44 protein-coding genes are annotated in these 23214 nt (G+C 63.1%); 5 read left to right on the top strand and 39 right to left on the bottom strand.

Annotated elements, in window-relative coordinates; all coding sequences use genetic code 11:
• Positions 1–11: 11 nt before the first annotated feature.
• The 23 genes from IEQ42_RS26710 to IEQ42_RS26605 all read right to left on the bottom strand — a co-directional run bounded on the left by IEQ42_RS26710 (position 12) and on the right by IEQ42_RS26605 (position 13434).
• On the bottom strand, positions 12–662 hold the full coding sequence (locus IEQ42_RS26710; protein WP_210706127.1) for an HK97 family phage prohead protease: 651 nt from the start codon (positions 660–662) through the stop codon (positions 12–14).
• The gene (locus IEQ42_RS26705) at positions 652–1863 is read right to left on the bottom strand and encodes a phage portal protein (protein WP_210706126.1); all 1212 of its coding nucleotides are present in this window, start codon (positions 1861–1863) and stop codon (positions 652–654) included. Before IEQ42_RS26705 ends, IEQ42_RS26710 begins: the two co-directional genes overlap by 11 nt.
• A complete protein-coding gene (locus IEQ42_RS26700; RefSeq protein WP_210706125.1) occupies positions 1863–3611 on the bottom strand; it encodes a terminase large subunit in 1749 nt (582 codons plus the stop codon). Before IEQ42_RS26700 ends, IEQ42_RS26705 begins: the two co-directional genes overlap by 1 nt.
• A complete protein-coding gene (locus IEQ42_RS26695; RefSeq protein WP_210706124.1) occupies positions 3571–4056 on the bottom strand; it encodes a phage terminase small subunit P27 family in 486 nt (161 codons plus the stop codon). The genes IEQ42_RS26700 and IEQ42_RS26695 overlap by 41 nt, the downstream gene beginning before the upstream one ends.
• Positions 4017–5396, bottom strand: a complete 1380-nt coding sequence (locus IEQ42_RS26690) for a DNA methyltransferase (RefSeq protein WP_210706123.1) — start codon at positions 5394–5396, stop codon at positions 4017–4019. The genes IEQ42_RS26695 and IEQ42_RS26690 overlap by 40 nt, the downstream gene beginning before the upstream one ends.
• 125 nt (positions 5397–5521) lie before the next feature.
• Positions 5522–5836: an HNH endonuclease gene (locus IEQ42_RS26685; protein WP_210706122.1), complete on the bottom strand. Its 315-nt coding sequence runs from the start codon at positions 5834–5836 to the stop codon at positions 5522–5524.
• Positions 5833–6066 carry a hypothetical protein gene (locus IEQ42_RS26680; protein WP_210706121.1) on the bottom strand — a complete coding sequence of 78 codons (234 nt, stop codon included), beginning with the start codon at positions 6064–6066 and terminating at the stop codon, positions 5833–5835. The genes IEQ42_RS26685 and IEQ42_RS26680 overlap by 4 nt, the downstream gene beginning before the upstream one ends.
• A gap of 12 nt (positions 6067–6078) precedes the next feature.
• A complete protein-coding gene (locus IEQ42_RS26675; protein ID WP_210706120.1) occupies positions 6079–6588 on the bottom strand; it encodes a hypothetical protein in 510 nt (169 codons plus the stop codon).
• Between the two features lie 52 nt (positions 6589–6640).
• Positions 6641–7009: a phage holin, lambda family gene (locus IEQ42_RS26670; RefSeq protein WP_228732050.1), complete on the bottom strand. Its 369-nt coding sequence runs from the start codon at positions 7007–7009 to the stop codon at positions 6641–6643.
• 189 nt (positions 7010–7198) lie between these two features.
• Positions 7199–7552, bottom strand: coding sequence for a hypothetical protein (locus tag IEQ42_RS26665; protein WP_210706119.1), 354 nt, complete (start codon positions 7550–7552; stop codon positions 7199–7201).
• On the bottom strand, positions 7549–7884 hold the full coding sequence (locus tag IEQ42_RS26660; RefSeq protein WP_210706118.1) for a hypothetical protein: 336 nt from the start codon (positions 7882–7884) through the stop codon (positions 7549–7551). The genes IEQ42_RS26665 and IEQ42_RS26660 overlap by 4 nt, the downstream gene beginning before the upstream one ends.
• Positions 7885–7886: 2 nt before the next feature.
• On the bottom strand, positions 7887–8015 hold the full coding sequence (locus tag IEQ42_RS27500; protein ID WP_274611333.1) for a hypothetical protein: 129 nt from the start codon (positions 8013–8015) through the stop codon (positions 7887–7889).
• Positions 8016–8074: 59 nt separating this feature from the next.
• Positions 8075–8251 carry a hypothetical protein gene (locus IEQ42_RS26655; RefSeq protein ID WP_210706117.1) on the bottom strand — a complete coding sequence of 59 codons (177 nt, stop codon included), beginning with the start codon at positions 8249–8251 and terminating at the stop codon, positions 8075–8077.
• 12 nt (positions 8252–8263) lie between these two features.
• Positions 8264–9565 (bottom strand): tyrosine-type recombinase/integrase, encoded by a 1302-nt coding sequence (locus tag IEQ42_RS26650; RefSeq protein ID WP_210706116.1) that lies wholly within the window; start codon positions 9563–9565, stop codon positions 8264–8266.
• 170 nt (positions 9566–9735) lie between these two features.
• On the bottom strand, positions 9736–10563 hold the full coding sequence (locus IEQ42_RS26645) for an SPFH domain-containing protein (RefSeq protein WP_210706115.1): 828 nt from the start codon (positions 10561–10563) through the stop codon (positions 9736–9738).
• Positions 10560–10814, bottom strand: coding sequence for a hypothetical protein (locus IEQ42_RS26640; RefSeq protein WP_210706114.1), 255 nt, complete (start codon positions 10812–10814; stop codon positions 10560–10562). Before IEQ42_RS26640 ends, IEQ42_RS26645 begins: the two co-directional genes overlap by 4 nt.
• Positions 10815–10865: 51 nt before the next feature.
• Complete coding sequence (locus IEQ42_RS26635; protein ID WP_210706113.1) at positions 10866–11051, bottom strand: hypothetical protein; 186 nt, start codon at positions 11049–11051, stop codon at positions 10866–10868.
• The gene (locus tag IEQ42_RS26630) at positions 11044–11550 is read right to left on the bottom strand and encodes a hypothetical protein (RefSeq protein ID WP_210706112.1); all 507 of its coding nucleotides are present in this window, start codon (positions 11548–11550) and stop codon (positions 11044–11046) included. The genes IEQ42_RS26635 and IEQ42_RS26630 overlap by 8 nt, the downstream gene beginning before the upstream one ends.
• Positions 11547–11969, bottom strand: coding sequence for a hypothetical protein (locus tag IEQ42_RS26625; RefSeq protein WP_210706111.1), 423 nt, complete (start codon positions 11967–11969; stop codon positions 11547–11549). The genes IEQ42_RS26630 and IEQ42_RS26625 overlap by 4 nt, the downstream gene beginning before the upstream one ends.
• Before the next feature lie 9 nt (positions 11970–11978).
• Positions 11979–12185, bottom strand: a complete 207-nt coding sequence (locus IEQ42_RS26620) for a hypothetical protein (protein WP_210706110.1) — start codon at positions 12183–12185, stop codon at positions 11979–11981.
• Complete coding sequence (locus IEQ42_RS26615; protein WP_210706109.1) at positions 12178–12600, bottom strand: hypothetical protein; 423 nt, start codon at positions 12598–12600, stop codon at positions 12178–12180. The genes IEQ42_RS26620 and IEQ42_RS26615 overlap by 8 nt, the downstream gene beginning before the upstream one ends.
• 20 nt (positions 12601–12620) lie before the next feature.
• Complete coding sequence (locus IEQ42_RS26610; RefSeq protein ID WP_210706108.1) at positions 12621–13217, bottom strand: hypothetical protein; 597 nt, start codon at positions 13215–13217, stop codon at positions 12621–12623.
• Positions 13204–13434, bottom strand: a complete 231-nt coding sequence (locus IEQ42_RS26605) for a hypothetical protein (protein WP_210706107.1) — start codon at positions 13432–13434, stop codon at positions 13204–13206. Before IEQ42_RS26605 ends, IEQ42_RS26610 begins: the two co-directional genes overlap by 14 nt.
• 127 nt (positions 13435–13561) lie before the next feature.
• On the opposite strand from IEQ42_RS26605, the gene IEQ42_RS26600 reads away from it, so the two are divergent.
• The 5 genes from IEQ42_RS26600 (at position 13562) to IEQ42_RS26580 (ending at position 15999) form a co-directional block, all read left to right on the top strand.
• Entirely contained in the window at positions 13562–14221 is a 660-nt protein-coding gene (locus IEQ42_RS26600) for an XRE family transcriptional regulator (RefSeq protein ID WP_210706106.1), read from the top strand.
• Positions 14222–14303: 82 nt separating this feature from the next.
• On the top strand, positions 14304–14558 hold the full coding sequence (locus IEQ42_RS26595; protein ID WP_210706105.1) for a hypothetical protein: 255 nt from the start codon (positions 14304–14306) through the stop codon (positions 14556–14558).
• Positions 14559–14720: 162 nt separating this feature from the next.
• Complete coding sequence (locus tag IEQ42_RS26590; protein WP_210706104.1) at positions 14721–15374, top strand: ParA family protein; 654 nt, start codon at positions 14721–14723, stop codon at positions 15372–15374.
• Between the two features lie 60 nt (positions 15375–15434).
• Entirely contained in the window at positions 15435–15782 is a 348-nt protein-coding gene (locus tag IEQ42_RS26585; protein ID WP_228732049.1) for a hypothetical protein, read from the top strand.
• A gap of 73 nt (positions 15783–15855) precedes the next feature.
• Entirely contained in the window at positions 15856–15999 is a 144-nt protein-coding gene (locus tag IEQ42_RS26580) for a hypothetical protein (protein WP_210706103.1), read from the top strand.
• Between the two features lie 59 nt (positions 16000–16058).
• On the opposite strand, the gene IEQ42_RS27440 is transcribed toward IEQ42_RS26580, so the two are convergent.
• The 16 genes from IEQ42_RS27440 to IEQ42_RS26500 all read right to left on the bottom strand — a co-directional run.
• The gene (locus tag IEQ42_RS27440) at positions 16059–16451 is read right to left on the bottom strand and encodes a hypothetical protein (RefSeq protein ID WP_228732048.1); all 393 of its coding nucleotides are present in this window, start codon (positions 16449–16451) and stop codon (positions 16059–16061) included.
• A complete protein-coding gene (locus IEQ42_RS26570) occupies positions 16448–16615 on the bottom strand; it encodes a hypothetical protein (protein ID WP_210706102.1) in 168 nt (55 codons plus the stop codon). Before IEQ42_RS26570 ends, IEQ42_RS27440 begins: the two co-directional genes overlap by 4 nt.
• Positions 16612–17010 carry a hypothetical protein gene (locus IEQ42_RS26565; protein WP_210706101.1) on the bottom strand — a complete coding sequence of 133 codons (399 nt, stop codon included), beginning with the start codon at positions 17008–17010 and terminating at the stop codon, positions 16612–16614. Before IEQ42_RS26565 ends, IEQ42_RS26570 begins: the two co-directional genes overlap by 4 nt.
• A complete protein-coding gene (locus IEQ42_RS26560; protein WP_210706100.1) occupies positions 17010–17285 on the bottom strand; it encodes a hypothetical protein in 276 nt (91 codons plus the stop codon). The genes IEQ42_RS26565 and IEQ42_RS26560 overlap by 1 nt, the downstream gene beginning before the upstream one ends.
• A complete protein-coding gene (locus tag IEQ42_RS26555; protein WP_210706099.1) occupies positions 17282–17575 on the bottom strand; it encodes a hypothetical protein in 294 nt (97 codons plus the stop codon). Before IEQ42_RS26555 ends, IEQ42_RS26560 begins: the two co-directional genes overlap by 4 nt.
• Positions 17576–17583: 8 nt before the next feature.
• The gene (locus IEQ42_RS26550) at positions 17584–17931 is read right to left on the bottom strand and encodes a hypothetical protein (RefSeq protein ID WP_210706098.1); all 348 of its coding nucleotides are present in this window, start codon (positions 17929–17931) and stop codon (positions 17584–17586) included.
• On the bottom strand, positions 17928–18077 hold the full coding sequence (locus IEQ42_RS26545; RefSeq protein WP_210706097.1) for a hypothetical protein: 150 nt from the start codon (positions 18075–18077) through the stop codon (positions 17928–17930). The genes IEQ42_RS26550 and IEQ42_RS26545 overlap by 4 nt, the downstream gene beginning before the upstream one ends.
• Positions 18078–18231: 154 nt before the next feature.
• The gene (locus IEQ42_RS26540; RefSeq protein WP_210706096.1) at positions 18232–18486 is read right to left on the bottom strand and encodes a hypothetical protein; all 255 of its coding nucleotides are present in this window, start codon (positions 18484–18486) and stop codon (positions 18232–18234) included.
• Between the two features lie 41 nt (positions 18487–18527).
• Positions 18528–18776 carry a hypothetical protein gene (locus IEQ42_RS26535; protein ID WP_210706095.1) on the bottom strand — a complete coding sequence of 83 codons (249 nt, stop codon included), beginning with the start codon at positions 18774–18776 and terminating at the stop codon, positions 18528–18530.
• A 19-nt stretch (positions 18777–18795) separates the two neighbouring features.
• Complete coding sequence (locus tag IEQ42_RS26530) at positions 18796–19023, bottom strand: hypothetical protein (protein WP_210706094.1); 228 nt, start codon at positions 19021–19023, stop codon at positions 18796–18798.
• A 122-nt stretch (positions 19024–19145) separates the two neighbouring features.
• On the bottom strand, positions 19146–19373 hold the full coding sequence (locus IEQ42_RS26525; RefSeq protein WP_210706093.1) for a hypothetical protein: 228 nt from the start codon (positions 19371–19373) through the stop codon (positions 19146–19148).
• 870 nt (positions 19374–20243) lie between these two features.
• The gene (locus IEQ42_RS26520) at positions 20244–21128 is read right to left on the bottom strand and encodes a hypothetical protein (RefSeq protein ID WP_210706092.1); all 885 of its coding nucleotides are present in this window, start codon (positions 21126–21128) and stop codon (positions 20244–20246) included.
• Positions 21129–21548: 420 nt separating this feature from the next.
• Complete coding sequence (locus IEQ42_RS26515; RefSeq protein WP_210706091.1) at positions 21549–22040, bottom strand: DUF1353 domain-containing protein; 492 nt, start codon at positions 22038–22040, stop codon at positions 21549–21551.
• The gene (locus IEQ42_RS26510; protein WP_210706090.1) at positions 22021–22212 is read right to left on the bottom strand and encodes a hypothetical protein; all 192 of its coding nucleotides are present in this window, start codon (positions 22210–22212) and stop codon (positions 22021–22023) included. The genes IEQ42_RS26515 and IEQ42_RS26510 overlap by 20 nt, the downstream gene beginning before the upstream one ends.
• On the bottom strand, positions 22209–22631 hold the full coding sequence (locus tag IEQ42_RS26505) for a structural protein (RefSeq protein WP_210706089.1): 423 nt from the start codon (positions 22629–22631) through the stop codon (positions 22209–22211). Before IEQ42_RS26505 ends, IEQ42_RS26510 begins: the two co-directional genes overlap by 4 nt.
• Positions 22632–22708: 77 nt before the next feature.
• Positions 22709–23214: DUF4376 domain-containing protein (locus tag IEQ42_RS26500; RefSeq protein WP_210706088.1), on the bottom strand; the 506-nt coding region annotated here is incomplete at its 5' end.

Raw genomic sequence — 23214 nt, 5'->3', positions numbered from 1 at the left:
GAGAGGCTCCTTCAGATTCGGGAAATAAGAGATTTAACGGAGTCCAGCGCTTGATCCTGCACCGCCTCTCGCGGGCCAAGGGCGCTGTAGCCTTTGGCCATAAAGGCCTTGGACTGGGAGACAGAAAGCCCTACCTCGCGCAGGGCTCTTTCCATCTTTTTGGCGGCCGGGACTTCGCCCTTGGCCAGCACTGATTTCACGTCGGTGACATAGGCCGCTTCGTTCATCGCAAAGGTGACGACCGACACTTCCCACAGCTCGATTTCATGGAGCAGGTAGGCTTCTTTTTCCGTGCTCCAGTCGTAGTCCTTGAGCACATAGCCGATGGACAGGCCGGTGACACTTCCCGCTTTCATGTGGGCATGCGCGCGCTTGGCCACCGGGTCGTCGTCGATCAGCAGACGACCTTTAACGAACAGGCCCTTTTCGTCCTCGCGCATATCCAGGTGCGGGCCGATGGGTTCCTTGGTGTCGTGCATCCACAACACCGGCGGCAACTTCCCTTTTTCCTTCCAGGCCGCCAGGCTCTTGGTAAATGCGCCTGGCATGACGATGTCGTAACCATGGTCCCGAACACCGAAGACCGAGCCATAGCCTTCGAACTCACCGGTTTCGTCCACCGCCTTCAAATTCAGCGGAACGTGCAGCCATTTAATCTCCATTGTTACCCTCGGGCTTGGTGGTCATGTTCATCGGAGTCAGGTAGATATCGCCGCCTTCGCGGGGGTTGAGGTCTTCCAGTTCGCGGCAATCGTTGGGGCTTAAAATCCCCCACTGAATGCCCTTGCCGTAGGACTCGTAGCGACCCTTGAGGTCGCCGCGCATCAGTGCCCCGGCGTTGAACTTCGCGAAATAGCTAATTCGCTCAGATTTCTTCAGCAGGCCGACCTGAATCCGGTGCTCGATGCGGGTCAGATAGGGCACCAACGAGTAGTTGACGAAGCTCATGCCCATGTTTTCGACGTTGTTTAACGTCATCTTTTCCAGGTTGGCCACCAGGTGCGGCGGCACCCGGAACAGGCCGCAGATCTGCGACTCGCTGAGTCGGCGGGATTCGATAAATTGGGTGTCCTGGGCGTTGAGGCTGATCGGTTTCCAGTCCAGGCCCATCTCCAGGATCATCGGCTTATAGGCGTTGGCCACGCCCATGTGCTCGCCCTGAAATTGCGTCTTCAAACGCTCGAAGGCTTCATCGGTTAATGCCTGCCCGGTGGACAGCACCCCCGAGGTCACCGCGCCGTTGGTGAACAACTTCGCCGCATGGGCCTCCATCGCCTGACCCAGACCCAGCGCCTGACGGGCGTAGGCAATCGGGTTTAAACCGTTGAGGCCGTCGAGGGTGAACAGCCGCACATGCCAGATTTCATCCTGAGTCAGGTAGCGAGTGCCGTCGGCAAAGTCGACCTTGTATTCAACGGTCCAATCGTCCTTGAGCTTGGGCGTGACAATCGACGGATTGAGCGGCAACAGCTCGACCACGTTGCCCAGCACCATGACTTTGTAGGCAAAGAAGTTGCCGCGCAGGCACAGGCAGGCGACCAGCAACTCCCAAAACTCCTGGGCGGTCATGTAGTCGTTGGGCGCCACGCTCAGCAGCTCATGCAGGCGGTGAGTGGTGGCCGGCAGCAGGTTGCGCCCGTCCTTCTTGAACAGCCGACAGGGCAACATGCCGACCGACTCGGCGAGCACCCGCACGCAGTTGAACACCGCCGTCTGTTGCATCGCGCTGGTGGTGGTGACCATTTGCCCGGCGTGGCTGTCGTAGCCAACCCCCAGCGCCCGCGCCAATTTTTCCGGCGTGTCGATGACCAGGGGATCACTCTTGCGGCCCATCATCCGGCCCAGTCTTTTTAATACTTTCATCAGAGCGTCCGTATCCCGTGTTTAACGATGTGGTCAGAAAGGCTGGAGTCCGGCGCGTCCTCGTCGTCTTTGGCCGAGATGCCACAGGCCATGATCGCGGCGACAATCAAGTCGATGCGGCCGATGGCTTTCTCCTTGCTGGGTTTGCGGTTGCCAGCGTCATCGGACGTGGTCACGGCGTTGTTGGCGTTCCAGTTCATTACCGGGTGCCCGGCGTGGACGATCTCGCCGTTGAGCAGCAGCTCCTCGAAGCGCTCCACCGCCGGCGACATCTCCTTGTAGCCCTGGCCGAACGGCACCATCGGCGGCAAGGTGATTCCTTCGTCGGTGGCCATCGACTGCAAGTCCTCCATCCGCCAGCGGTCAAAAGCGACCGCCGCCACGTCGAAGAACTGGCACAGCGCCGACAGGCGCTGCAGCACCATGCGTTTGCTGACCGCCTTGCCCGGCGTGGTGTAGAGGTAGCCGGCATCGCGCCACGCCTCATACGGCACGCGGTCCTGCTCGCCCTTGCGCGCCAGATCGTCATCAGGCAGCCAGGCAAAGGGCACCAACAGCCACGGTTCGCCCTCGGCCAGCGGTTCGACCAGGAACACCAGGCCGGTCAAGTCCTGGGTGCTGGACAAGTCGAGGCCGGCATAAGCACGGCGACCACGCAGCGACTCCCAATCGAAGTCGCTCTTAGCACCCTTCCACACGTCCGCACTGATCCACGGCGACTCGGCGCCGGTCCATTCGCAGAAGTTAAGACGGCGCACCATGGCCTCTTTCGAGGGCATGCCGCGGGCCTCGGTGACCTGCTCGCGCAAGTACTTCAGACCCGGCAGATCGGCGTCCTGCAGTGATGGGTTGGACTTGAACCAACAGCCCTCGTCGCGGATCGGATCGTCGCCTTCATCCAGCGAGCAGATGAACGAAAAGAAGCCGTCATCCACCAGCTCACCGGCGGCGACCCGCGCGCCATATTCGTGATAGCCCCAGCACGGCCCGAGCTTGTTCGAGCCGCTGTTGGTGATCAGGAACATCAGCGCTTGTTTGCGGCTCTTGGTGCCGGCGCGCATCATTTCCACGACGTGGTTGGTTTTGTGTTCGTGCACCTCATCGATCAAGGCCATGTGCGGCCGCGGCCCGGACTGGCCATCGTCGGAACTGATCGGCCGGAAAAACGAGCCGTTCTTCAGGTAGGCCAGGTTCCAGATGTTCAACCCGGTGCCGCTGGTGGTCAGGCGCTTGGACAGTTCCGGCGACTGCTGGACCATGGCCACCGCATCGCGAAACAGGATCATCGCCTGGTCTTTTTTGGTCGCCGCGGCATACACCTCGGCGCGCGCCTCACCATCGGCGACCAGCCCCGTGAGGCCGACACCGGCGGCCAGCGGCGACTTGCCCGAGCCCTTGCCGGTCTCGACATAGGCCACACGAAAGCGCCGGTAGCCGTCCGCAGCCTTCCAGCCAAACAGGCTGCCGACGATGAATTTTTGCCAGGCCAGCAATTCAAAGGGCTGACCTTCGTACTCGCCACCGTTGAGCTTGAGCACCTGGCGGTAAAAGCGAATGGCCTTGTTGGCCGCCTCCACGTCCCACAGCAGCCCGCGCTTGGGGCCGTCTTTCAGGTCACGCAGGTGGCGGGCACAGGCGTTGCGGATATCAGGGCCGGCTATTCGAGCGCCCGAATCGACCTCCCGCGCATATTGGGTGGCCGGATCATCAGGCGAAGAAGTCCGCGAGCGCGTCTTTTTCGTGGTCATCAGGCGTGGCGTTCACTTTTGAGCGGGAGGATGGCGACATGCCGAACTCCAGCGCGTAACGCACCATGTCGGCCTGGGCCTTGTTCGCGGTACCGACCAAGGGGTTTTGCACCGCGTTGCCGTTGGTGGTCTTGACCATCAACGCACTGTTGAGCGGATCTTTTTCAGCCATGCGCGCCAGGGCACGCTCGGCCTGGGCCCAGCGCCCGTAGGACTGGCAATAGGCGGCGAGCACCGCGCGGTCCAGCTCGGTCATCAGCCCGGCGCTGTACAGCTTGTCGACCACCCGGCCCCACTCGACCTTGCCGTCGTCGCAGAGAAACGCCGGCGGCGTCGGCTGCGACAGGGCCACCTGGGCCTCTTTTTTGTTCACCGCGCGCTTGCCGGGGTTGCCCTTGACCAGCTTTAAGGCGGTGGGGGTTGGCTTGCGTCCTGAGCCCGCCATGCTTGCACCTCCGCAAATGTGCGGCCGTCACCTTCGAGCACGCCGGTGAGGCCCGTGAAGTCCTGCCAGCGCTTGACGATCACATCGGCAAAGCGTGGGTCCAGCTCCATCAGGCGCGCCTGACGGCCGAGCATTTCGCAGCAGATCAGGGTCGAGCCGGAGCCGCCGAACAGGTCCAGCACCAGGTCGCCTTCGCGGGTGGAGTTGCGCAGCATCTTGGCGATCAGCTCGACCGGTTTCATGGTCGGGTGCTCGCTGGAGCGTTTGGGCTTTTCGCAGCGGATCACGGTCGAGGCCAGCGGTATGGCCTTGAGGTTGTCGCCGCTGATGACGATGGACTCGCCGCCGACCTTGACCGTGACCGTGCCGTCCTCGTTTTGCGTGAACAGGCTGCCGCCCAGTTTCATCACCGTGGTCTGCTTGCGCCCGCCATACCAGCGGTGCGCCGCGCCCGGCTTCCAACCGTAGAGGATCGGCTCATGCTGCCACTGGTAATCGGAGCGCCCGAGCACCAGCGAATCCTTGGCCCACACCAGGCAGCCGGAAATCTTGAACGCGGCCTCCTTGAAGGCGCCGCGAAAATTCAGCCCCTCGGTGTCGGCATGCGCCACGTAGATCGGCGCGCCCGGCTTCATCACGGTAAACGCACAGGTGAAGGCATCACGCAGGAAGGTGCGGAAGGCTTCGTCCTTCATGTGGTCGTTTTTGATTTTGCCGGCCAGCTTCGACTCGTAGTTGACGTTGTACGGCGGGTCGGTCCAGCAGGCGTCGACCATCAGCCCGGCCATCAATGTCTCCACCGCCGTCACTTCGGTCGAGTCACCGCAGTGCAGGCGGTGGGTGCCGAGTATCCAGGTGTCGCCCGGCACGCTGACCGGATCGTCCACGTCGGGCGCGGCATCAGGATCAGTCAGCCCGGCCTTCTCCGGCTCGCTGGCAAACATCGCCGCCATTTCGTCGCTGCTAAAACCGGTCAGCTCGATGTCAAACCCGAACTCGCTGAGCGCTTCCAGCTCGACCTTGAGCATGGCCTCGTCCCAGCCGGCGTTGAGTGCCAGTTTATTGTCGGCAATCACGTAGGCCCGACGCTGGGTTTCGGTCAGACCGACCAGGGTGATGGTCGGCACCTGGGCCATGCCCAACTGACCGGCCGCGAGCACCCGACCATGGCCGGCAATCAGACCACCGTCCTCGTCGATCAGCACCGGGTTGGTGAAGCCGAACTCGGTGATCGAGGCCGCGATCTGCGCGACCTGCGCCGCGTCATGGGTGCGGCTGTTTCGGGCATAGGGTACAAGCTCGCCCAAGGCTCTGTAGGCGATTTTCAGCTGATTTTTCACGCGGTAGACCCCCGGTCCGTTTTTCGCGGTTGTGCGTAAAGAGGGGACCGAACGGTTTCCGGCGCGACGTCCCCCGAGGTTTTGACCCCCCCCTCCCCTAATTGCGAACGGATCGCGTTCAGGGCTCAGGATTCGACCGGATAACCATCGATGCCGATGGTCTGCCGATGGCGGTAGCCCAGGTCGGTGGCGGTCTTCTTTTCATGGCAACCATTGACCCCGTTGCACAGCACCTGGCAGTTGGCCTCGGTGTCTTCGCCGCCCTTAAACAGCGGCACCCGGTGGTCCAGCTCGAAGCCGGATGGGAAGTCCGTGAGCCGGCCACACATGGCGCAGGTCGGGTCTTGGGTCCAGACACTGAGGCGGCGCTTTTGCAGGGCGCGGCCAGTGATCCGGGGGCTGCTGTCGTGGCGGCGGTGCCCTTTGGGCGGCGTGCTCATTGGATCTTGCGCCCGACCAGAAACATGAAGCTCGGCTCGGTTCCGCGCAGCGAATGGATGGCGCCTTCGATGTAATGCGCCACGCTCATGGCGCACTCCAGCGGGGCCCATTTGGTCGCGACCATGCAATCACCATGTGGATCGCCGATCCACACCGGGATACCGAAGTACTTGCCGTGATGGGTAAAACCGTGGGCCTTCGCTTCTTTCTCGGTCATGTATCCAAACATGCAAACCTCCTCTTACAGGCCAGCCAAGTGCAAAACAGCACCGACCACACCCGTGAGAATCACCCCGATGACGACACCGAAGACCACCGATGGCGCACACAAACCCTGGCGTTCAGGCGCGGCAAAGGACTGCAGCGTGCAAGGCACGGACAGCGGCTCGACCACCACAGACGCACCCGGTGGCTGAAAGCGCAGCGCACCCTGAACCCAGCGATCCGGGGCCAACTTCACCTCGCCGGCGTTGACCAGGCGCTCCACCAGGCGAAAGGCCGCGCGGGCCTTCTCGCTGTAGGTGGGGTTCCCTCGCCAATCCCGCCCGACCACATCGTCAGCCTCATCCTCGGCCGTCACCGCGCGCGGCAGCGTGATCAGCTCAGCCCTGGACAGGCCATCGAGCAGCAGCAGCTCCGCACCGATGGACGTGGCGACCTCGCGATAACGCGCCTCCCGGATGGACGCACCACCAGCATTAGCAGAGGCCTCATCGTTAACGATCAGCAGGGGTTTGGTTTGAACGGACATAACGAATCCTCAGCGCGCGCCACAACGGGGCGGACTCAAACAGGTGGGTGGGTTACTGCCCCGGACTGGCCGGTGGCACCTTGGTGCTGGCATAGCGATCCGCCAGGGTGATGATCTTCTTCACCCCCAGGGTGCCGACCAGGGCGCCCATGGCCGCGGCCAATGCCGGCGGTAAGTTGAAGTAGCCCAGCAGCGGGAACAGACCGGCGGTGATGGCACCGCACAGGCAGCCTTCCAGCAGTCCGCGCCGCCATCGAGCGCCGCTGTACACCACGCGCAAGAAGGCAATCCAGCACGACAGCAGCGCGGCATAGATCAGCGGCGCGTGCTGTCGCAACTCAGCGAGCAGCCAGGCCCAGGTGTCAGGTTTATCCGGCATGGTCAGGCGCTCGTCAGGGGCTCCAGGCAGGGGAGCAGGCATAAAAAAACCGCCAGGGCTGGGGAGGCCTGGCGGTTAGGGGGGGAAGCATCACAGGTATCGCTGCGTTCGCAAGAACAGCACGATGGAGCAAATCCTAGGGTAAACGGCCACGCTTGTAAACAGAGTTCCTGTAAAAAAACAGTAAATCTGTCTAACCGCTCTTTTGTCAATCGTTACCGCTGTGACATGTCACAACTGTAGCGCGCGCTCCAACTGCGCCCATTCGCAGACGGTGGCTTCGGCCCGCCAGAAACCCCCACAGCCTTGCGGCAGGGGTTTACGGCACTGCCCGCAGATCCGCCCAGCCGCCAGGCCCTGCTGTTGCTGCAGCCAGGCATGGTCACGCCGGAGCAAGGTGGCCATGTATTCGACGGCGCTGTACGGCACCTCACCGCCGCGCACCTCCCGGCCTTCATGCAGCATGGCCAGCTCCGCTGGGCCCAGGCGCAGCGACAGCACCCCGATCCCGGCGTCGGCATCGCGCAGGCGCTGCTCCTCTTTGCGGATCGCCTCGGGGCTTTTGCTCTCGACCGGCGCCGTCATACCGACCTCCGCTGCCGTTGTTTGATCTGCACGCAGCGACTGCAGCGCGCCCAGTTGCCGCGCTCGAACATCGGCCAGCGATCCGTGGTCTGCGTAGCCACTCCGCACAACGACAGCCACTCACGCACCCGGCCCGCGGCGCCAATGGCCGCGCTCGGCCGCTGGCGGAAGTAATGCGCCTTCATCCCGGTGAACGGTGCCTTACTCCAACCCTCCTGGGCGGTGGTGGCCGGGCCGGCGATCACCACCCCCGGCACCGTGCCAAACACCCCCTGCTCGCCCAGGTTCATCGCCAGGACCAACTTCTGCTGCGCCTCAGTCAACCCTTCCATTCTCAATACTCCTCGGCTTCGGCCAGGCGCTGCCGGCGGCGTTCTTCATAGCCCTCGATGTCCAGGTCATCGTCTTCAGGCTCCTGCCGATTGCACGGATCGCAGACCCAGCGCCCGGCAATCTTGGTCATCCCGAATTCAGTGCCCTGGCAGTTGCTGCAACGATTCGTCTCGCGGCGGAGGTACATGGTCAGAACCCCCACCAGGTGCGCAGCAACGGCCAGCCCCACGTCAGCAACTGATCCACGGTGACCATCGCCCCGAAGGCGGCCATGGCCCCGACAAAGCTCCAGAAGCCGAACTGGATGGAGGCCCAAGGCCCAGTGCTGACCACCAGGACTTGGCGGGCTTTCGGTAGAAATTCCATGTTTAGATCCTCTTATACGTTAGGTTGGGAAAAGGCCGCGGCGGCCAGCACGGCGGCGGTCTGCGCCGGTTCGGTGGCGGCGGTCAGTCTTGCTCCTGTCGCGCCGTGCAGGGCGGCAAACCCGCGCTCATCGAGCCAGGCGTGCCAGCGCTCCAGGGCTTCGCGTTTCAGGGTCAGGGCGACGGTTTGCACATAGGTGGCTTCGAGGACCGGCAGGGCCTGGTTGAGCAGCATCCGGCCGATGATCGAATCCACCCCCAGCTCGGCCCAGGTGGTCCGGGCCAGCTTTCTGAGGTCGTGACTGGTCCATTCGCCCTGGCCCAATTCAGCAAACAGCGCAAAGGCCTGGGCGCGGCTCATGGGTTGACCGGAGCGGGTGGTCGAGGGGAACAGGAAAGCCCCGCTATAGCGGTCACGCACGAACTGCCGCTTTTGGTAGGCCTTCAGGAAGGCAATAGCCTGGTCGGTCAGGGGAATGACATGGTCACGGCCGCCTTTGGTGTTGCGGGCCGGAATAAACCACTCCCGATTGACCAGGTCGATGTCTTGCCAACGGGCGATCCGGGTCTCGCTGATCCGGGTGCCATGGGCCAACATCACCAGCCCAAAGGCGACTGAGCGATGGGCCGTGGCATAGGCCTCGGTCCAGCGGCGCAGCAGATCCGCCACGGCTGCATGCCGCAGACGCGCGCCCTTTGGCTTGATGCTGGTTTTGTTGAAGTCACCGAACACCACACCCAGCAACGGATCGGCGGGTAGGCGATCCAGCAACACCGCGCGCTTGGTCGCTTGCTTGAGCACACCGAACACGGCCCGCACATGAGCCAGCGAACACTCGGCCTGCATGGGTAGGTACAGGTGCTGGTCGAGGGCGGTTTTAGTGAGACTGGCCAGCGGCAAATGGCCCAGGCGCGGCATGAGCTGCCGGCGGATCGCCGACAGCGACGTCGAGCGCCGGTGCAGGGACAGCGAGCGCCCGACACTCAAGCGCTCGCTGTACCAGGTGAGCAGCTCCCCTACGGTCGACCAGGCACCGAGCACGGCCGGTGCCTGGGGGTCGAGCTGCAGACGACTGAGCACCGCGGACAGGTTGTCGAGCATCACCCGCGCACTGATCTCCGGCCAGTTGCCCACCTTGCGCCACTTCGCGCCATGGTCATAACGCACCACAAACCAACTGCCGCGGCTGCGATCCTTGAGCCGGTAGCGAAAGCGCAGCGGGTGGCGGGGGTCGTTGAGTTCGCGGACCTCGGGGTCAGCGGCGTGCTTTTTAATGGCCGCATCGGACAGCGCGACCTGCAGGGTTTTCGCCATAAACACTCTCCTTGGACGTTCTTCAGGCCAAACGAAGCCGTGACGCAGCGCGCGCCTGATTCGCGATTTAGCGAATTAGCTGATTAGCGATGAAGAGGGAAACAACAACAGGCCAGAGGGGCGGCCCGCAAACGATGGGGCACGGCCAGAACGGCCGCACCCCGGCGGGGTTACTTGCCGAGAGTGACGAACGGCGTGGTTGCCGCACTGGTCATGTACACCGGCAACACCCCGTTCCATTTCTCGATGGCGTTCAGCTCCACCACGCCTGGGTTTTTACGCAGCGCCTCACCGCGGATGTTCAGCGACTCGGCTTCACCCTGGGCGCGCAATACCGCCGCATCTTTGAGGCCACGGGCCTCGGCACGGGCCTTCTCCGCTTCGGCCTCGACCTGGGCGATTTCATTGACCCGCTGGGCGGTCTTCTGCGTGGCCTCGATTTTGGCGTTCAGCGCCGCGGTGACCTTCTCCGGCAAGCCAATCTCACCATTGAGGTACAGGCTTTCAACCACGATGCCCTTGCCCTCGAAATGCTCACGCACCCGCACCTCGACGTCCTTGAGGAACTGCTCCTTGTTCGGGCCGTAAATCTCCTCGGCCGTCAGCTTCGAGGCCGCATTGTTGAAGGCGGTGCGAATGACCTGCGGCACATTGACCTGGACAATCTCCTCCATCGACTTACGGTAGGTCTGGAACAGCAAGGGGGCCGCGCCCGGCTTGGCGCGCAGGGTCATGCCAATCGGGGTGCTGATCTTCATCCCGTCCTTGTCTTGGAAGGTCACCGCGCCGATGTTGATGTTCTGGTTAAAGGTCGGGAACAGGAACAGCTCCTCGTTCCAGGTCAGCCACTTGTAACCCACGCTGGTTTCCACCGGGGCCACACCCTTGTCGCTGCCCATCAAGTTAACGATGACGCCGGTATAGCCGGCGGGCACCTTGGAACAGCCAGCCAACACACTCAACAGGCCGAGCAATACAACGGTAGTAAGACGCTTCATTGTGGATTTTTCTCCATGAGGGGGGCCGCCGAGCGGCGGTTTTTGTTGAACAGGTAGAGCGCCAGGCAAGCGCTGGCCATGAACCAAAGGATCGGCAGCAGCAGGCCCACACAGACCATGGCTGAGCTGTCGCTACTGACCAGCGGGGGCGACACGGCGCGCAGCAACACCAGGGTGACCACGAGGTACGCCAAAGCGACCGACAGGGCACGGGCCAGCTTGAGGGGGGATAACGCAGGGGGCTCAGTCATTGCATGCTTCCTTGTTTAGCGAATTAGCTATTTAGCGATAAGGCGAACCGGTCAGCGGCGCCATTCATACTCCAACATGAAGCCCATCTTGATCAGCAAATAGGCCCAGTACAGTGGCCATAGCGCGCAACGGAGAAAGAGAAAGCGCTGCCGCGCCGGCATGTCGATGGCCAGCAGGGTGAGGGTGCAGCCGGCCAGGTAGCACACGACCGCAGCCGCCAGTTGGTCATCACTCATGGCCAGACACCGCCAAGTCATCCAGCGGCAACTTGGCGTTGCCGGTCTGCAGCATGAAACCGTCCAGCAGCAAGGCGAATGCCTCGACAAACAGCTCGGTGTCCGGCGACTGCAGCCGTGGCCAACCAGCAACCTCTTCACCCAGGGCGGCATAGGCCGCGACTTCCAGATCACCCAGGGCCTGAGCCCCCGAGTACAGGTAGCTGGCCCGCATGCCCACCTGGCGATGCCCCAGGCCGGCCAGCCAGCAGGCCGAGGCCAGCGCGGTCAGCGGCTTGACGAACATCAGGCAGTGCGCGACGCCTGGCGCCTCCCAGCCACCGGCGCAGTGAAAGCCGGCCAACTCACCGCCGACCTGCAGACGCTTGGCGTGCTCCGGGGGCAGCTCGGAGGGCAAAGGCCCACGGGCTGCGTCGACATGCACGGCAAAGCCCAGGGCGTCGCCGAGGGCGTAGGGACTGATGTCCGTAAATCCAGCAAACAACGGGTGCAAGGTCATACGGTCCCCACTTGAGTCTCAATAAAGGCGCGGGCCTCAAACAAGCGCCGGCGGTAGGTGCGCAACGTGATGCCCAGGGCCACGGAGCGTTCAAACTGGCCAATGCCACGCGGGTCATACGCGCGGATCTGCCGGCGCTGCGCCACCTGCCACCAACCGGCGTCGTACTCCAGGCGCAGCACATCGGCGGCTAATGGCTGGCGGGCAAACAAGCTCAGCACCGCCGCCTCGATCCGCCCTTCCAGGCTGTCCGGCGGCACACCGCTGCCGGTCGAGCCGACAAACATCAGCTCGCCTTTGTTGTCGATCAACTTGGCCAGCGGCGAGCGCCCAGCGCTGCCGCTGTCACCGCCGGCAAAACACCAGCGCGCCCATAGCTCCAGGGCCTCGTCCAATCCATTGCGTGCACGCCTTGCCATCTTTGCCCCTTAACCGCCGGCTTCAGGGGTCAGCTGATGGCCGTTTTTCCGATCCCGGCGACAGGCCGGAAACTTCAAGTTGTTGCGGCACACCGGCAGATCAAAGATGAACACCGCCCGCGTGCAGATCTGGCAGCCTTTACTGCGGATCTCCTGCGCTTCGACAATCTTGGCCGGGTCGCCATAGGCAAACCCTGGCAGCGCCCGGCTAACCACGGACCGCGACCGCCGGCGCCTGAGCCAGCATCAGCTCCGAGAGCGCCTCCAAGGGCGCGTACACATGGGCGTAGCCGGCCATGCCATCGGTGACCATCAGGTCATCGCGGCCAATCGGCACCGAGGCCGACAGCACCGAGCCGTGGACGTGCCACAGCACCCCGCCGTGGTCGCGGATCACCTGGGCCTCTTCGGCCGACAGGCAATGCACCACCACCAGGCCGCCAGACGGCGCCCGGCCACCACGGAGGCGGATCAGGGCTTCTTTCAGGATGCGCGCGCGCGACACGCCAAAATCGGCGCGCGGCGAGGTCTGCGCATACGCGGCTAAACGGCCCTTGCCGCTGGCCACCAGGTGGGCGGCAATCGCTACGCGTTCGCTGGGTAACCCAGCTGATAAAGCAATCAACAACACAGCAATTCCCCTCGCAGCGCTTAGCCGACAGCGCGGTCGATTTTGGCTTGACGGATGACTTTCATATGGTCGTGCAGCACCGCCGGGTGCGGCGCTTCGCCGGCCTTGAGCGCGCGCTCGCAGGCGGCCTCAATTTCATCGACGGTGACGTTGCTCGCACACCAGCGGCGAAACAATTGCCGGCTCGCCGGATCGTTGGCCAGGTACGGCGGGCAATTGAGGTCGTCTTTAAACCAGGCGACCCATTGTTTGTCCGTGTCGAACAACACCCGCCCGCCGGCCTGCACTGGGGTGGCCACCACCGGCGGCCGCAAACGGCTGGCCAGCTCGCCGACCAGGGTCAACCGGAGGCGACCCTCGTCGGTGGCTTGATCGAGGACACGGGCGTGGTCGCAATAGGCGAGAAATTCGGTGGCGGTCTCTTGATTGCAGTGCAACGCGGTGAGGAAATCGCCCCAGGCCAGGACCACGGTCAGTGGCCCTTCCGCCGGCAGCCATGGGCCCACCAGCTCGACCAGTTTGAGCAGACGGGCCAAACCGATCAGGCCAAAACGCTGCTCAAGCTTTTGGCTGATGACCAGGCTCGACCAGCTGCGCCAGGCGTCAGTCGTGGCCATGCTCAGCCTCCAAGGCGCGCTGGTACGGCGCATAAATGCCGTTGAAGTCCACCTGGCCGCGCGAGACGCGGGTGATGTTGACCGCCGCGCGAAACGACGGCGGATTTTGGAACAAGCGCCAGGAATCGACGGTCCGGCGTTTTTCCTTGAGTTGTTCCGCCGCCACCTTGGACGCCGCGCGGGGGGCCAAGCTATCGATCCAGTCGTTGAGTTCCACGGATAAGCCTGTTTTTAACAGTATTACTGGTTATTGTAAGTGCCTCGGCGAAAAAAACAACAGTTTCACTGTTGCTTTACAGTTTGCGTGTATATTTGAAGCAGTAAACAACTGGTCGAGATTCTCCATGTTTGATATTCGCCCCAAGATTTCCGCCCGCTTGAAGGCGTGCCGAGCCGCCAAAGGCTGGACCTTTCAAGAGACTGCTCAAAACCTGTCGGCCATTGTTCAGCACAAAGTCATCCCCTCGCGTTACGGCAACTGGGAACTGGGGATCAACATCCCGCCCGGCGACATGCTGATCGCCATGGGTCAACTGTTTGGCAAGCCGGCGGCCTGGCTGGCCGCGCTGTCAGACGATGATGGCACTTCGCCAGAGGCGGCACGCTATACTGTGCCGCTGGCCGAGCCGATTGCCACTGCCAAGGGCCTGATTGAGCTGGGCGACGATGCCCTGGCCTTTCGCAAGACCTTCCTCAAAAGCGCCAAACTTGACCGTGAACGTCTGCTATTGGTGGTGGCCCCGGACGACAGCATGAATGGGGTGATAGCCAAGGATGATCGGGTGTTGATCGACCTGACCGACACCCGCGTGCTGCAGGATGACTTGTTTGCCCTGATCATTAACGGCCGGCTCTGGCTGCGCTGGATACGCCAGAACATCGACGGTTCGTATTGCCTGCAGGCCGAGCTACGCGAGCGTTTTCCTGACGAGCAGGTCAGCGCGCAAACCATGGCGAACCTGCACATCCTTGGCCGCGTTAGAATGATTTCTCACCTGCGCTAAAACCCCCAGCCCCGCTCCGGGGCGTTCTTATGCCCCACACTTACATTTTAAGTGTAATTAACAGTTTGCAAGGTAGTAATTGATGACTAATGGAATGCTTGCGGCGCCCTCACCTTCTCAGTTCACCGAGGAGACTCAACGCTATCTGTTCACCCGGCTGACGCGCAAAAGTGCGCAGGCCGCGGGGATTCAGGCCATCGCCCAGGTGGCCATTAGCGAGCGCGATTTCAACGCACTGGAACGGATCACCGTCTTGGCCGCGCAATTGGTTGAAGCCCTGGATGAAATGGCCAACTACACCGGGCAAATGCTCCCAGCCACGGCTGGACCGCAGTAACCGCGCGCCTCCCCCGCTCGATCCCCAGCGGATTCACCCCCATTTGCGAATTAGCCCATTAGCTAATTCGCAAATTCGCAAATTCGCTATGCAGTTTTTTTTGTGCCGCCTATACTGGCGTCGAACTTAGCTAATTCGCTAAATCGCACAAGGAAACCCCGCATGCAAATCCCTTACGCCATCGGCTGCATCTCTCAGAAAGGCGGCACCTGCAAGTCCACCATGGCCCGCGCCCTCGGTACCGCGTTCGCCCTGGCCGGCTGGTCGACCAAGATCATCGACCTCGACACCAAACAGGCCACCGCCACCGAGTGGCAACAACGCCGCCTCGAGGCCGGCATCACCCCGGACGTGCCGGTGCAGCTGTACGGCAACGTGGCCACCGCGCTCAAGCGCAGCGGCGATGCTGACCTGCTGATTTTCGACGGCGCCCCGCACGCCAGTGAAGAAACCGTGCGCATCGCCCAGGCCAGCCAATTGCTGATCCTGCCCACCGGGCTGTCACTGGATGACTTACGCCCAACCGTGACCTTGGCCAACACCCTGGCCGACCAACACGCGATCCCCACCGAACGCATGGTGTTTGCCTTGTGCAAGACCAGCGGCAGCGCCGCCGAACTGGCCGCCGCACGCACCTACCTGGGCAAAACCCGCTTTGCCATTCTTGACGGCTCGGTCCCGCAGAAACCAGCCTACAGCCGCGCCATGGACGAGGGCCGCTCGATCATCGAAACGCCGTACAAAGCGCCGCGCGAACAAGCGCTGCAGGTGATCCAGTCGGCGGTCGCCGCCTTTCAAGCACAGATCAATGCCTGAGTTAGCTATTTAGCGAATTAGCGAATAGAATTCATGTCAACCGCCCACAGGAAAGCCCCCATGGCCAGCTCAAAAAACCCCACCACCCCGGCACTCGACATCCCCAAGCCACCCGTGCGTCGCACCAAGGGCGAACCACCGCAGTCGGCCGCCGATACCGCCGCGGTCGGCAACAACACCACCACGGCCAGCGACACCAAACTGGTCGACCTGGGGTTTAAGGTACTGCCGGAATACCGCAAGAATTACCGGCTGTTTTGCGCCTCGAACGATCTCGCCCAGGTGGACGCGTTCAAGGAAGCGATGGCCGATTACATGAAAAAGAAGGGCTGGAACACTGACTGGAACATTGACACGACACCAGGCAAAAGCCTGGCAGAGGAAGTGTTGAGTAAACACCGCAAGTAGAAAGGAGTGAGCGCCCAGGTGGTCGAAGACCTGGACGCTCTAACACACCGAAACCCCGCAAAAGGTCAACGACATGTCTGAGCAAGAATATACCACCCTGCGCGCCAAACCGCTGAATGAACTGCTGCAAATTTCCGCCCGGCAAATGGCCTATTTTCTGGCCACTTGCTCACCCAAGACCAAACAAGCCCTGGCCCTGGCGCGCTGGAATCGCTAACGCCCGGCCCACAAAAAAGCCCCGACCGGTTCGGGGCTTTTTTTATGCGCTGTGACCGGTCACAACTCGACCACAAACTCCTGCAGGCCGACCGCCGCCGCAAAACGGCTCAGGGTCTCCAGGCTGGCCCAGGTGCGCACCGGTTCGCGGCGCGAACGCAAGGCAATCCAGCGTGCCTGCGAGCCGCCCAGGCGCACTTCCATCGTCCAGCGTTGCGGCGCGTGCTTCTGCCGCGCCACCTTGCATTCACGCACCGCATGCTGACTGAGCAGCAGGCGCAATGCGTCTTCATCCAGGGCCTTACCAATCATGCACACACTCGTTTCAAATCCGTGAGACTTGCGCGCACCTTGCCACAGCCGCGCCACGCGGCCAACTGCCACATCTTTATCGCCAAGACCGCCACCGGACCACCCGGCCAGCGGTTGCTCCAGCCGCACCACCCTATTCATGCCGAGCCCCGCACCGCGTGGTGGCCACGCTTCTGCGTACCATTGGCCAGGATCACCCGGTGGTCACCGTGGCGGGTGACCCGGACAATCTCGCGCGCCTCGAGCACCAGGACAAACCCCTGGCCCTGCAGCCGGCTCAGGGTCAACCGTTGCGCCGCCGTCATGAGGGCAGGGCCTCACTCGGCACCTTCAGCGGCAGCACCGTCAACTTATGCTCCGCACTCAGCTCACCGAACGGATTGTCGCGGGTCCAGCTGAAGCGGCTGACGGTGCGCTCATCGCCCAGGTGCAAGGTGAACAGCCAGCCCACCGGCTGCAGCGGATCGGCCAGCGGATTCACCGTGATCGACCATGGATCGACGTGGCGCAGCTCGCCTTTCAGCTCGCGCCAGGTGGTCAAGGTCACCGTGCTGCCGGGGCCACGGGCGGCCTCCAGGGCCTTCTGCACCGCGGCAATGTCGCTGTCGTATTCCAGGGCAAACTCGGTGTCAAGGGTGCGCGTGTGTTCCGAGGTGTGACGTTTGGTGGTCACTGTGTAGCGAAGCCAATAACGGGGCATTAGCGATCCTCCTGCAAGTTATGGTCGTCGGGGGCCGGCACGCCGTACAAGACCTTAACCAGGTCGTGCCACGGGTAATCGGACACCTTGCCCAGCGCCGCGCAGGCACTGGCATGGATAAACGCATGGTTGCTCTTGCTCGCCAGTTGACCGGAGGCACACGCCCGGCAGCGCAGGATATCGCCATCCAAGACCCAGGCGCGGCCGTGTAACTCCAGGTCAGCGTCCATACGCCGCAGATTGGCTTGCAGCTCGGTTGAAATCATCGTGCTCATGGCTTGTTTTTCTCCTTAAACGGAATCACGTTCTCCAGCACCTGGTGCACCCCGCCGGCATCACGAAAGGCTTGCCACTCGGTTGCATGTGGGCCGCAGTAATGCAGCTCCGGGGCGATCAGCTGGGCGTGGTAGTCACACAACAGGCGGTCGCAGGTTTTGCCCTGGCCCACCGGGTAATCGCACAGGTTCGCCCCCAGGTCGCCGCAGTCCGCGCAATGCGGCCCCAGCTCGCCGCACAGATGGCCGATGGCCCGGCGGTCTTGGTCGTAGATCACATAACAGGCCATGGCTGCGCTTACCCCGCCACCTCCGGCAGGTAGTGGGCCACCAGCGGCAGGCACAGGCGCACCGAGCCGATCATGTGCAGGCGGGTCGGGGCGCTGATGATGCGATCCAGAAAGTGCAGCCAGGCCGCCAGCAGGCGCTCGTCCGCGGCATGCTCCGCTTCCAGCTCGACCTGGAAGGCCGCGAACTGAGCGGCGGAGCGGGTAAAGACGGCGGTCTGCTGGCAGGCGGCGGCCACCTCGCGCACCAGCGGCGCCTGGGCGCATAACCCGGCCAGCAGCTCGGCATCGGTCGCGGTGTTGTCCAGCCGCTCCAACAGCAGGCTCACCTGGGCGTCAATATCTACGGCAGCGCTCATTGCTCGTCGTCCTCGTCGTCGGCCCGCTGGGGCCACCCCGCTTCCTGCTCGGCTTCCTCGGGGCTGATATCGGCGCGCAACTGCTCCAGGCGTAGGGCGCGCATATCCGCGTCATGCGCCGGGTCGTCATATTCCACGTAAGCCATCAGGCAAACTCCTGTTCGGTTGAGGGGCGGGCTCTGCGTAAAACCATTTTACGCTAAAACGGTAGTCCATTTTATAGCAAAGTGGTGACTGCCGACACAAAAAAAGGCCCCCACCTTCGCCCGAAAGGTGGGGGCCAATTGAACATATAACGCGTTATTCGAACTCGGCCGAACCTCTCCGGCGCGGCGGCGTGCTGTACAGATAGATCGCCGAGTTGATTTCGCGCGCGCGCTGCAGCTTGACCACGTCGGCACCGGTGCAGCTGTAGCGGCGCCAGTGGCTGCGCGCCTCGCACCAGTTGACCAGGATCAGCGGGAATTGCAGCCGGTGCGCGGCGCCCATCACCCCCGACAGGAAGGTATCCCAGTCACAACAGCGGCGGTCGATCCACGGTTTCTTTCGGGCCATCGTGGCGGGGGTTCCTTTCAGTTCGTTATGCGCGGTGCCGATTAAGCGTCCATAAAGCCGCGAGACAGCCGAGCCGCATACTTCGCACGACCTTCGGCGCTCAGCGCCTGAAGCTGCGAAGCCGTAACCAGCGAGAAGTCATACAGACACGTCAGATAACCGATGGCAGAACCGTACAAGCTGGCGGCGGCCTCCTCACCCGTCAGCCCCTCGCCCGGTTCAGCCGTGTCAATCAGCGACAAGGCTTTACGCGCAAGACGCAGGCCTTTTTCGGAGTCATGCTCATCCATGGCGGGGGTTCCTTTCTATTCAGTTCGTGGCGGGTAACGCGACCACCGACCCAGACGCGCGGTGCATCGCCTGAATATCCGCCGCGCAACGCACCATCTCGTTAGGGGCCGCGCTGTACCATTTGGCAATCACGGCCTGATCGGTCAGGGCATAGACGGTGCGGTATTCACCATCCCGGATGCCCTCGGCGCGGTACTCATTGCGGGACAGGTTGCAGGTAATCAACAGCACCGGTGTTTTGGTCATGGCGGGGGTTCCTTTCTGTGGTCGGCCGGACTGGCAACAGAGTGGCGCAAGGCATCCCTGGCGTCTACCCGCCTGCTTAATAGCGAATTCGCTAATTAGCCCACCACGACCGGCGCCGCGTGTTACGCCAGCAACACGCCCGGCTGCGCAATGCCTAACTGCGTCATCAAGCGATACGCCGCTTCAGCGCCCTGGCGCTCGCTGTACACGTCGAGCAGCAGGTTGCGCAAAACCAACTCAATCGCCGGCAGGTTCCCGCCCCCCAGGTTGTCGATCGACTGGATCACTTGAGGCAGGGATAGACACCGGGCATGTTCCATCATTTGGGTGTGTAAGGCTTGGCGGCTCAACGGCACAGCTCCGTCAGGGGTCGGGCAAAAGGCCCGAGCGATGGGCCATTTTACATAGCGAAAGGCTTACTTCAATAGCTAATTCGCTAATTCGCCTACTAACAATCGATCCCGACAAAAGTTCGCCAAGCCTTGCCACACAAGGCTTTCAGCCATTCGCCCGGTCGGTCCGGCCGCCGCCGCGCGTGCCACCCCCGACCGACCACCACCCCCGACCGGCGCCGAGCACCGCCGGCCCCGCGCTGACGCCCGAAGCCGCCTAAGCCCGTCTGCGCGCCGTGCCCCCTTCCCTGACGCCACGCCTTGGCTGAAGTCGCCACAGCGCCCAAACAGGCGCCGCGGGCCTCCAGGCCGGAGAAAAGCGCCCAGCCCACCCCTCACCTTGATCACTGGAGCGCGTGCGCGACTGACGGGCCGTAGGCGGCGCGTGAAGGCGCGAAGGGACGGCCCACGGTGTGGCGGTCGGAATCGGTCGCCGACCGGCCCACAGCAACTGGAGGGCGCCTCCCTGACACGCCGGCGGCGGCCCGCACAGCGAGCGGTGTCCTTGCCCCGCGCCGCCCGGCGCGAAGTGGGCAGGCATTCTTTCAATGGCATTGAGTCGACCGGCAATCTAGAGCACTCCACGGCCCCGTAAGGCTCTGTTTCTAACCCTTGGGTGGTACCACTCGAACGCTAAAATTGCGGTTATTTCCAAAGCATCAGGCCCCGGCGCGGGGCGCGGGCCTGGGGCGGTACAAAAGGCGGAAAACGTGGGGGGAAAGCGGCATCTGGAAGGCCAGAAACAGCCGCACAAAGGCGTCTGAGGGGCGGTACAAAAGGCGCGCGCAGGCGAACGCACCGCCGGTGGCGGTGCCGATTGGCGGCGGCTTAGGAGGCGGGGTGGAGCTGCTGGTAGAGGGCCAGCACCTCGGCGTGGCCCTTGTCCGGGTGCGCCTTGGCCAGGTCCGAGAGGATGCCGGCCTTGTGCTGCATGGCCTGGATGCGCGCGCTGTTCGCCGCGGCCTTGAGCGTTTTGCTGCGGGCGGCCTCCGCATTGCGGTGACTCATGCGCCGGTCATGCGCGGCGGCCAGGTCATCAAGGTGCGCTTGCTGCTGCACGGCCTGCGCCTGACGGCGCTTCTTCTTGTAGGCCTTGGCCTTGGCCGTGCGCGCATCGGCGTGCTGGAAGCCCAGGCCGAGGTCATGAAAGAACCGCGGGCGCACGTAGATGGTGATGCGGCAGACCCAGCGCTTACCGTTGCGATACAAGCGCTTGATCTTGCGCAGGGTGTACTTGGCTTTCTCCAGGGTCTTCAGCAGGCGGCACAGCCGCGACGGACTGATGCCCGCGTCCTGAGCCAGGCCATTCTGCCGGTTGAGACGGAACTGGCCCTGGTTGTCCAGGTAACCCAGGACACCGGTGGCAATGTCCAACCGGGCCAGCAGCGGCTCGGCCACCGCCGCCAGGGCTAACCAACGCTCGGCGCGGGTCCGCCCGCCGCCCTGATGCACGGTGTCCAGGTCACGCAGGTATTTGCCGGTGCGCTCGTAAGCCTCGGCCTTGATGCGCTTGAGTGCCTCACCGAGAAAGGTTTTTTTCTGTTTTTCGGAGAGGGTGCGCGGCCGGCGGATGGATTGGTGCCCAACGGGAGGCAGGACTTTTTTAAACGGCGGGGGCGGTGCGGGGGCGTCTAGCGCGTCTTCGAGGGCGGCATACACGGCACTGGTCGGCGAGTGAGCCGGGAGCAACGACTTGACGATGTGCAGGGTCATAACGCGCCCCCGCACTGGCCAAAAGCGGCCACGAGGAACCGCGTAGGACGGACGGACCGCGGGTATAGGCGCGGCAAACGGTCGAAATGCAGCATGGTTGCTCCCCAGCAACGGGCTTGCGCAGAAGGGGACCGTCCACTAAACTCCGACCTTGCGTGGGTCATCCAGAGTTTGTTTAGCGGATCGATCACCGAAAACCCCAAGGCTGCCAGGCCTCTGGGGTTTTCTTTTTTCTAAGCCCTTGTTTTTAGTTCTAATTCTTCCATGGCAAAAGTGCCAGACGGCAAAATCATAGCAAAGCCGCCGTGTATTTAACATCAATACTGTTTAATTTTTTTCGGCGGGCCGGGCGTGCAAAGCGCCTTCATCAACCCAGCCCCCGCCAATAACCCTCGATAGTAGTCGGCAACCGTCCATCGATCAAAAGGTTTCGACGCGCCCCCCGGCCACGCTCGGCGCCGCCTGCAGCACCGCGGCCCACGCCTGACGCTCGGGCTCGTCCATCAAGGCCAACGCCAGATCCTCGGCCTTGACCCCTCCGGCACACGCCGCATAGCGGCGCCCGCCACCGAGACGCAGCCCGGCATACATCAGCGCGGCGCGCCGTTGATCCGCACCCAGTGCCAGCAGCATCTCGTAAAACAGCGCATCCGCGACCACCCGCGGGATCTGGTTTTGGCAGTACAGCCAGTCATGGATCACCCCGGCCTCGCGGTCCTCGATGTCATTAAACAGCGGCTTGACGCACCAGGGCGTCGAGGCCAGATCGGTGATGAAGCACTTCGGCGCGGTATAGAGCGTGCCGTCCAGGGCTCGATAGCGAAAGTCGGTCAGAAGCACCCACTCCCCCTGGGCATACGCCTGCAGGCGCAGTGGGTCGAGAAAACGCCCGTTACTCATCGGCCACCTCATCAGCGCAGGTCACGATGATGCGGTGCGGGGCAATCGTCGCATTGACCAGAATGCGATTGGCCAGGCGCGCCGGGTTGGGCACCGCGCAGTACGCGGCCACCGCCGAACTGGTGGTCCTGGCCACGCTGCAGCCACCCAGGGTCAGCAGCACGGCGAGCAGTAGCAGCCTCATGCCAACGCCCTCCGCACACCTTCGTCCAGTTGCGCGGCGCTGTACGGCTGCACCCCGTTCTCATGAAGGACGATGGCCACCAGCAGCGGGCGCAACACCACCGCCTGGGTGGTGTCGAGCGGCGCGTCCGGATCGACCGCCAGCGCCTTGGCCACCTGGCGCACATAGGCGTCGGTATCGTTCTCGGCCGGCGGCGCCCAGCGGTTGAGGATCTTGCGCAGGGTGTCGCAGCCGTGTTTGCGCTGGTAGGTCTGCAACAACTTGCCCAGGGCGCGCAGGCCGTTCTCGGCTTCATTGAAGCGGCAGAAGCGGCGCTCGATCACTGGCACGTGGGCCAGCTGGCCCTGCCAGTCGTTGACCGGGCTGTAATCAATATTGCCGGGGTTATGGTTGCGGATGCCGCGGGGAATCATGTGCATACAAAGCCCTCAGCCCGCCAAATCGCGGGCACAAAAAAACCGCTCGAGGCGGCCGGGTTAGCTGAAATAAGTAGTCGTTACACCGGCCAGCCCTGCTCGAGCAGCTCGGCGCTGATCGAGCTGTCGGCCACCGCACCCAACAGTTCGGCCTCGCGGTTAAAACAGGCCTGGACGAACGCCCGCACCTGCGAGGCCAGGCCGATCACCTGGGTCGCGTTCAGCTCGACAAAGCCGGTCGCCGCCTTCCACTTGATCTGGTAGTCAGGGTCGAGCGAGGCAGCAAAGGCGGCGCCGGTGAGCAGCGCCTGGCTGTCGCGCTCGGTGTTGACCGGGATGCCTTGCACCGTGACTCCACCGGTTTCTGCCTGGAAACGCCGCGCGGCAATCAGGGACGGCCAGTCCGGCGCCGGCTCGGGGGCAGATTCGGGGGCCGCAGCCAGCTTCTCCCAGCCGCTGCCGGTCCAGCGCGCCACTTCGTCGCCTTCAAGTTCAGGCGGTGGCGTCGGTGTGGAGCGCTCAGGAAGTGCGCCGTATGGATCAGCATCGACTACCCCGAAGAAAATACCGTTTAAGTCCCAGCGAT

Source organism: Pseudomonas iridis (assembly GCF_017980685.1).
Taxonomy (GTDB): Bacteria; Pseudomonadota; Gammaproteobacteria; order Pseudomonadales; family Pseudomonadaceae; genus Aquipseudomonas; species Aquipseudomonas iridis.
Note: the sequence above shows the minus strand (reverse complement) of the source record. Positions and strands in the feature narration are given on the sequence as shown.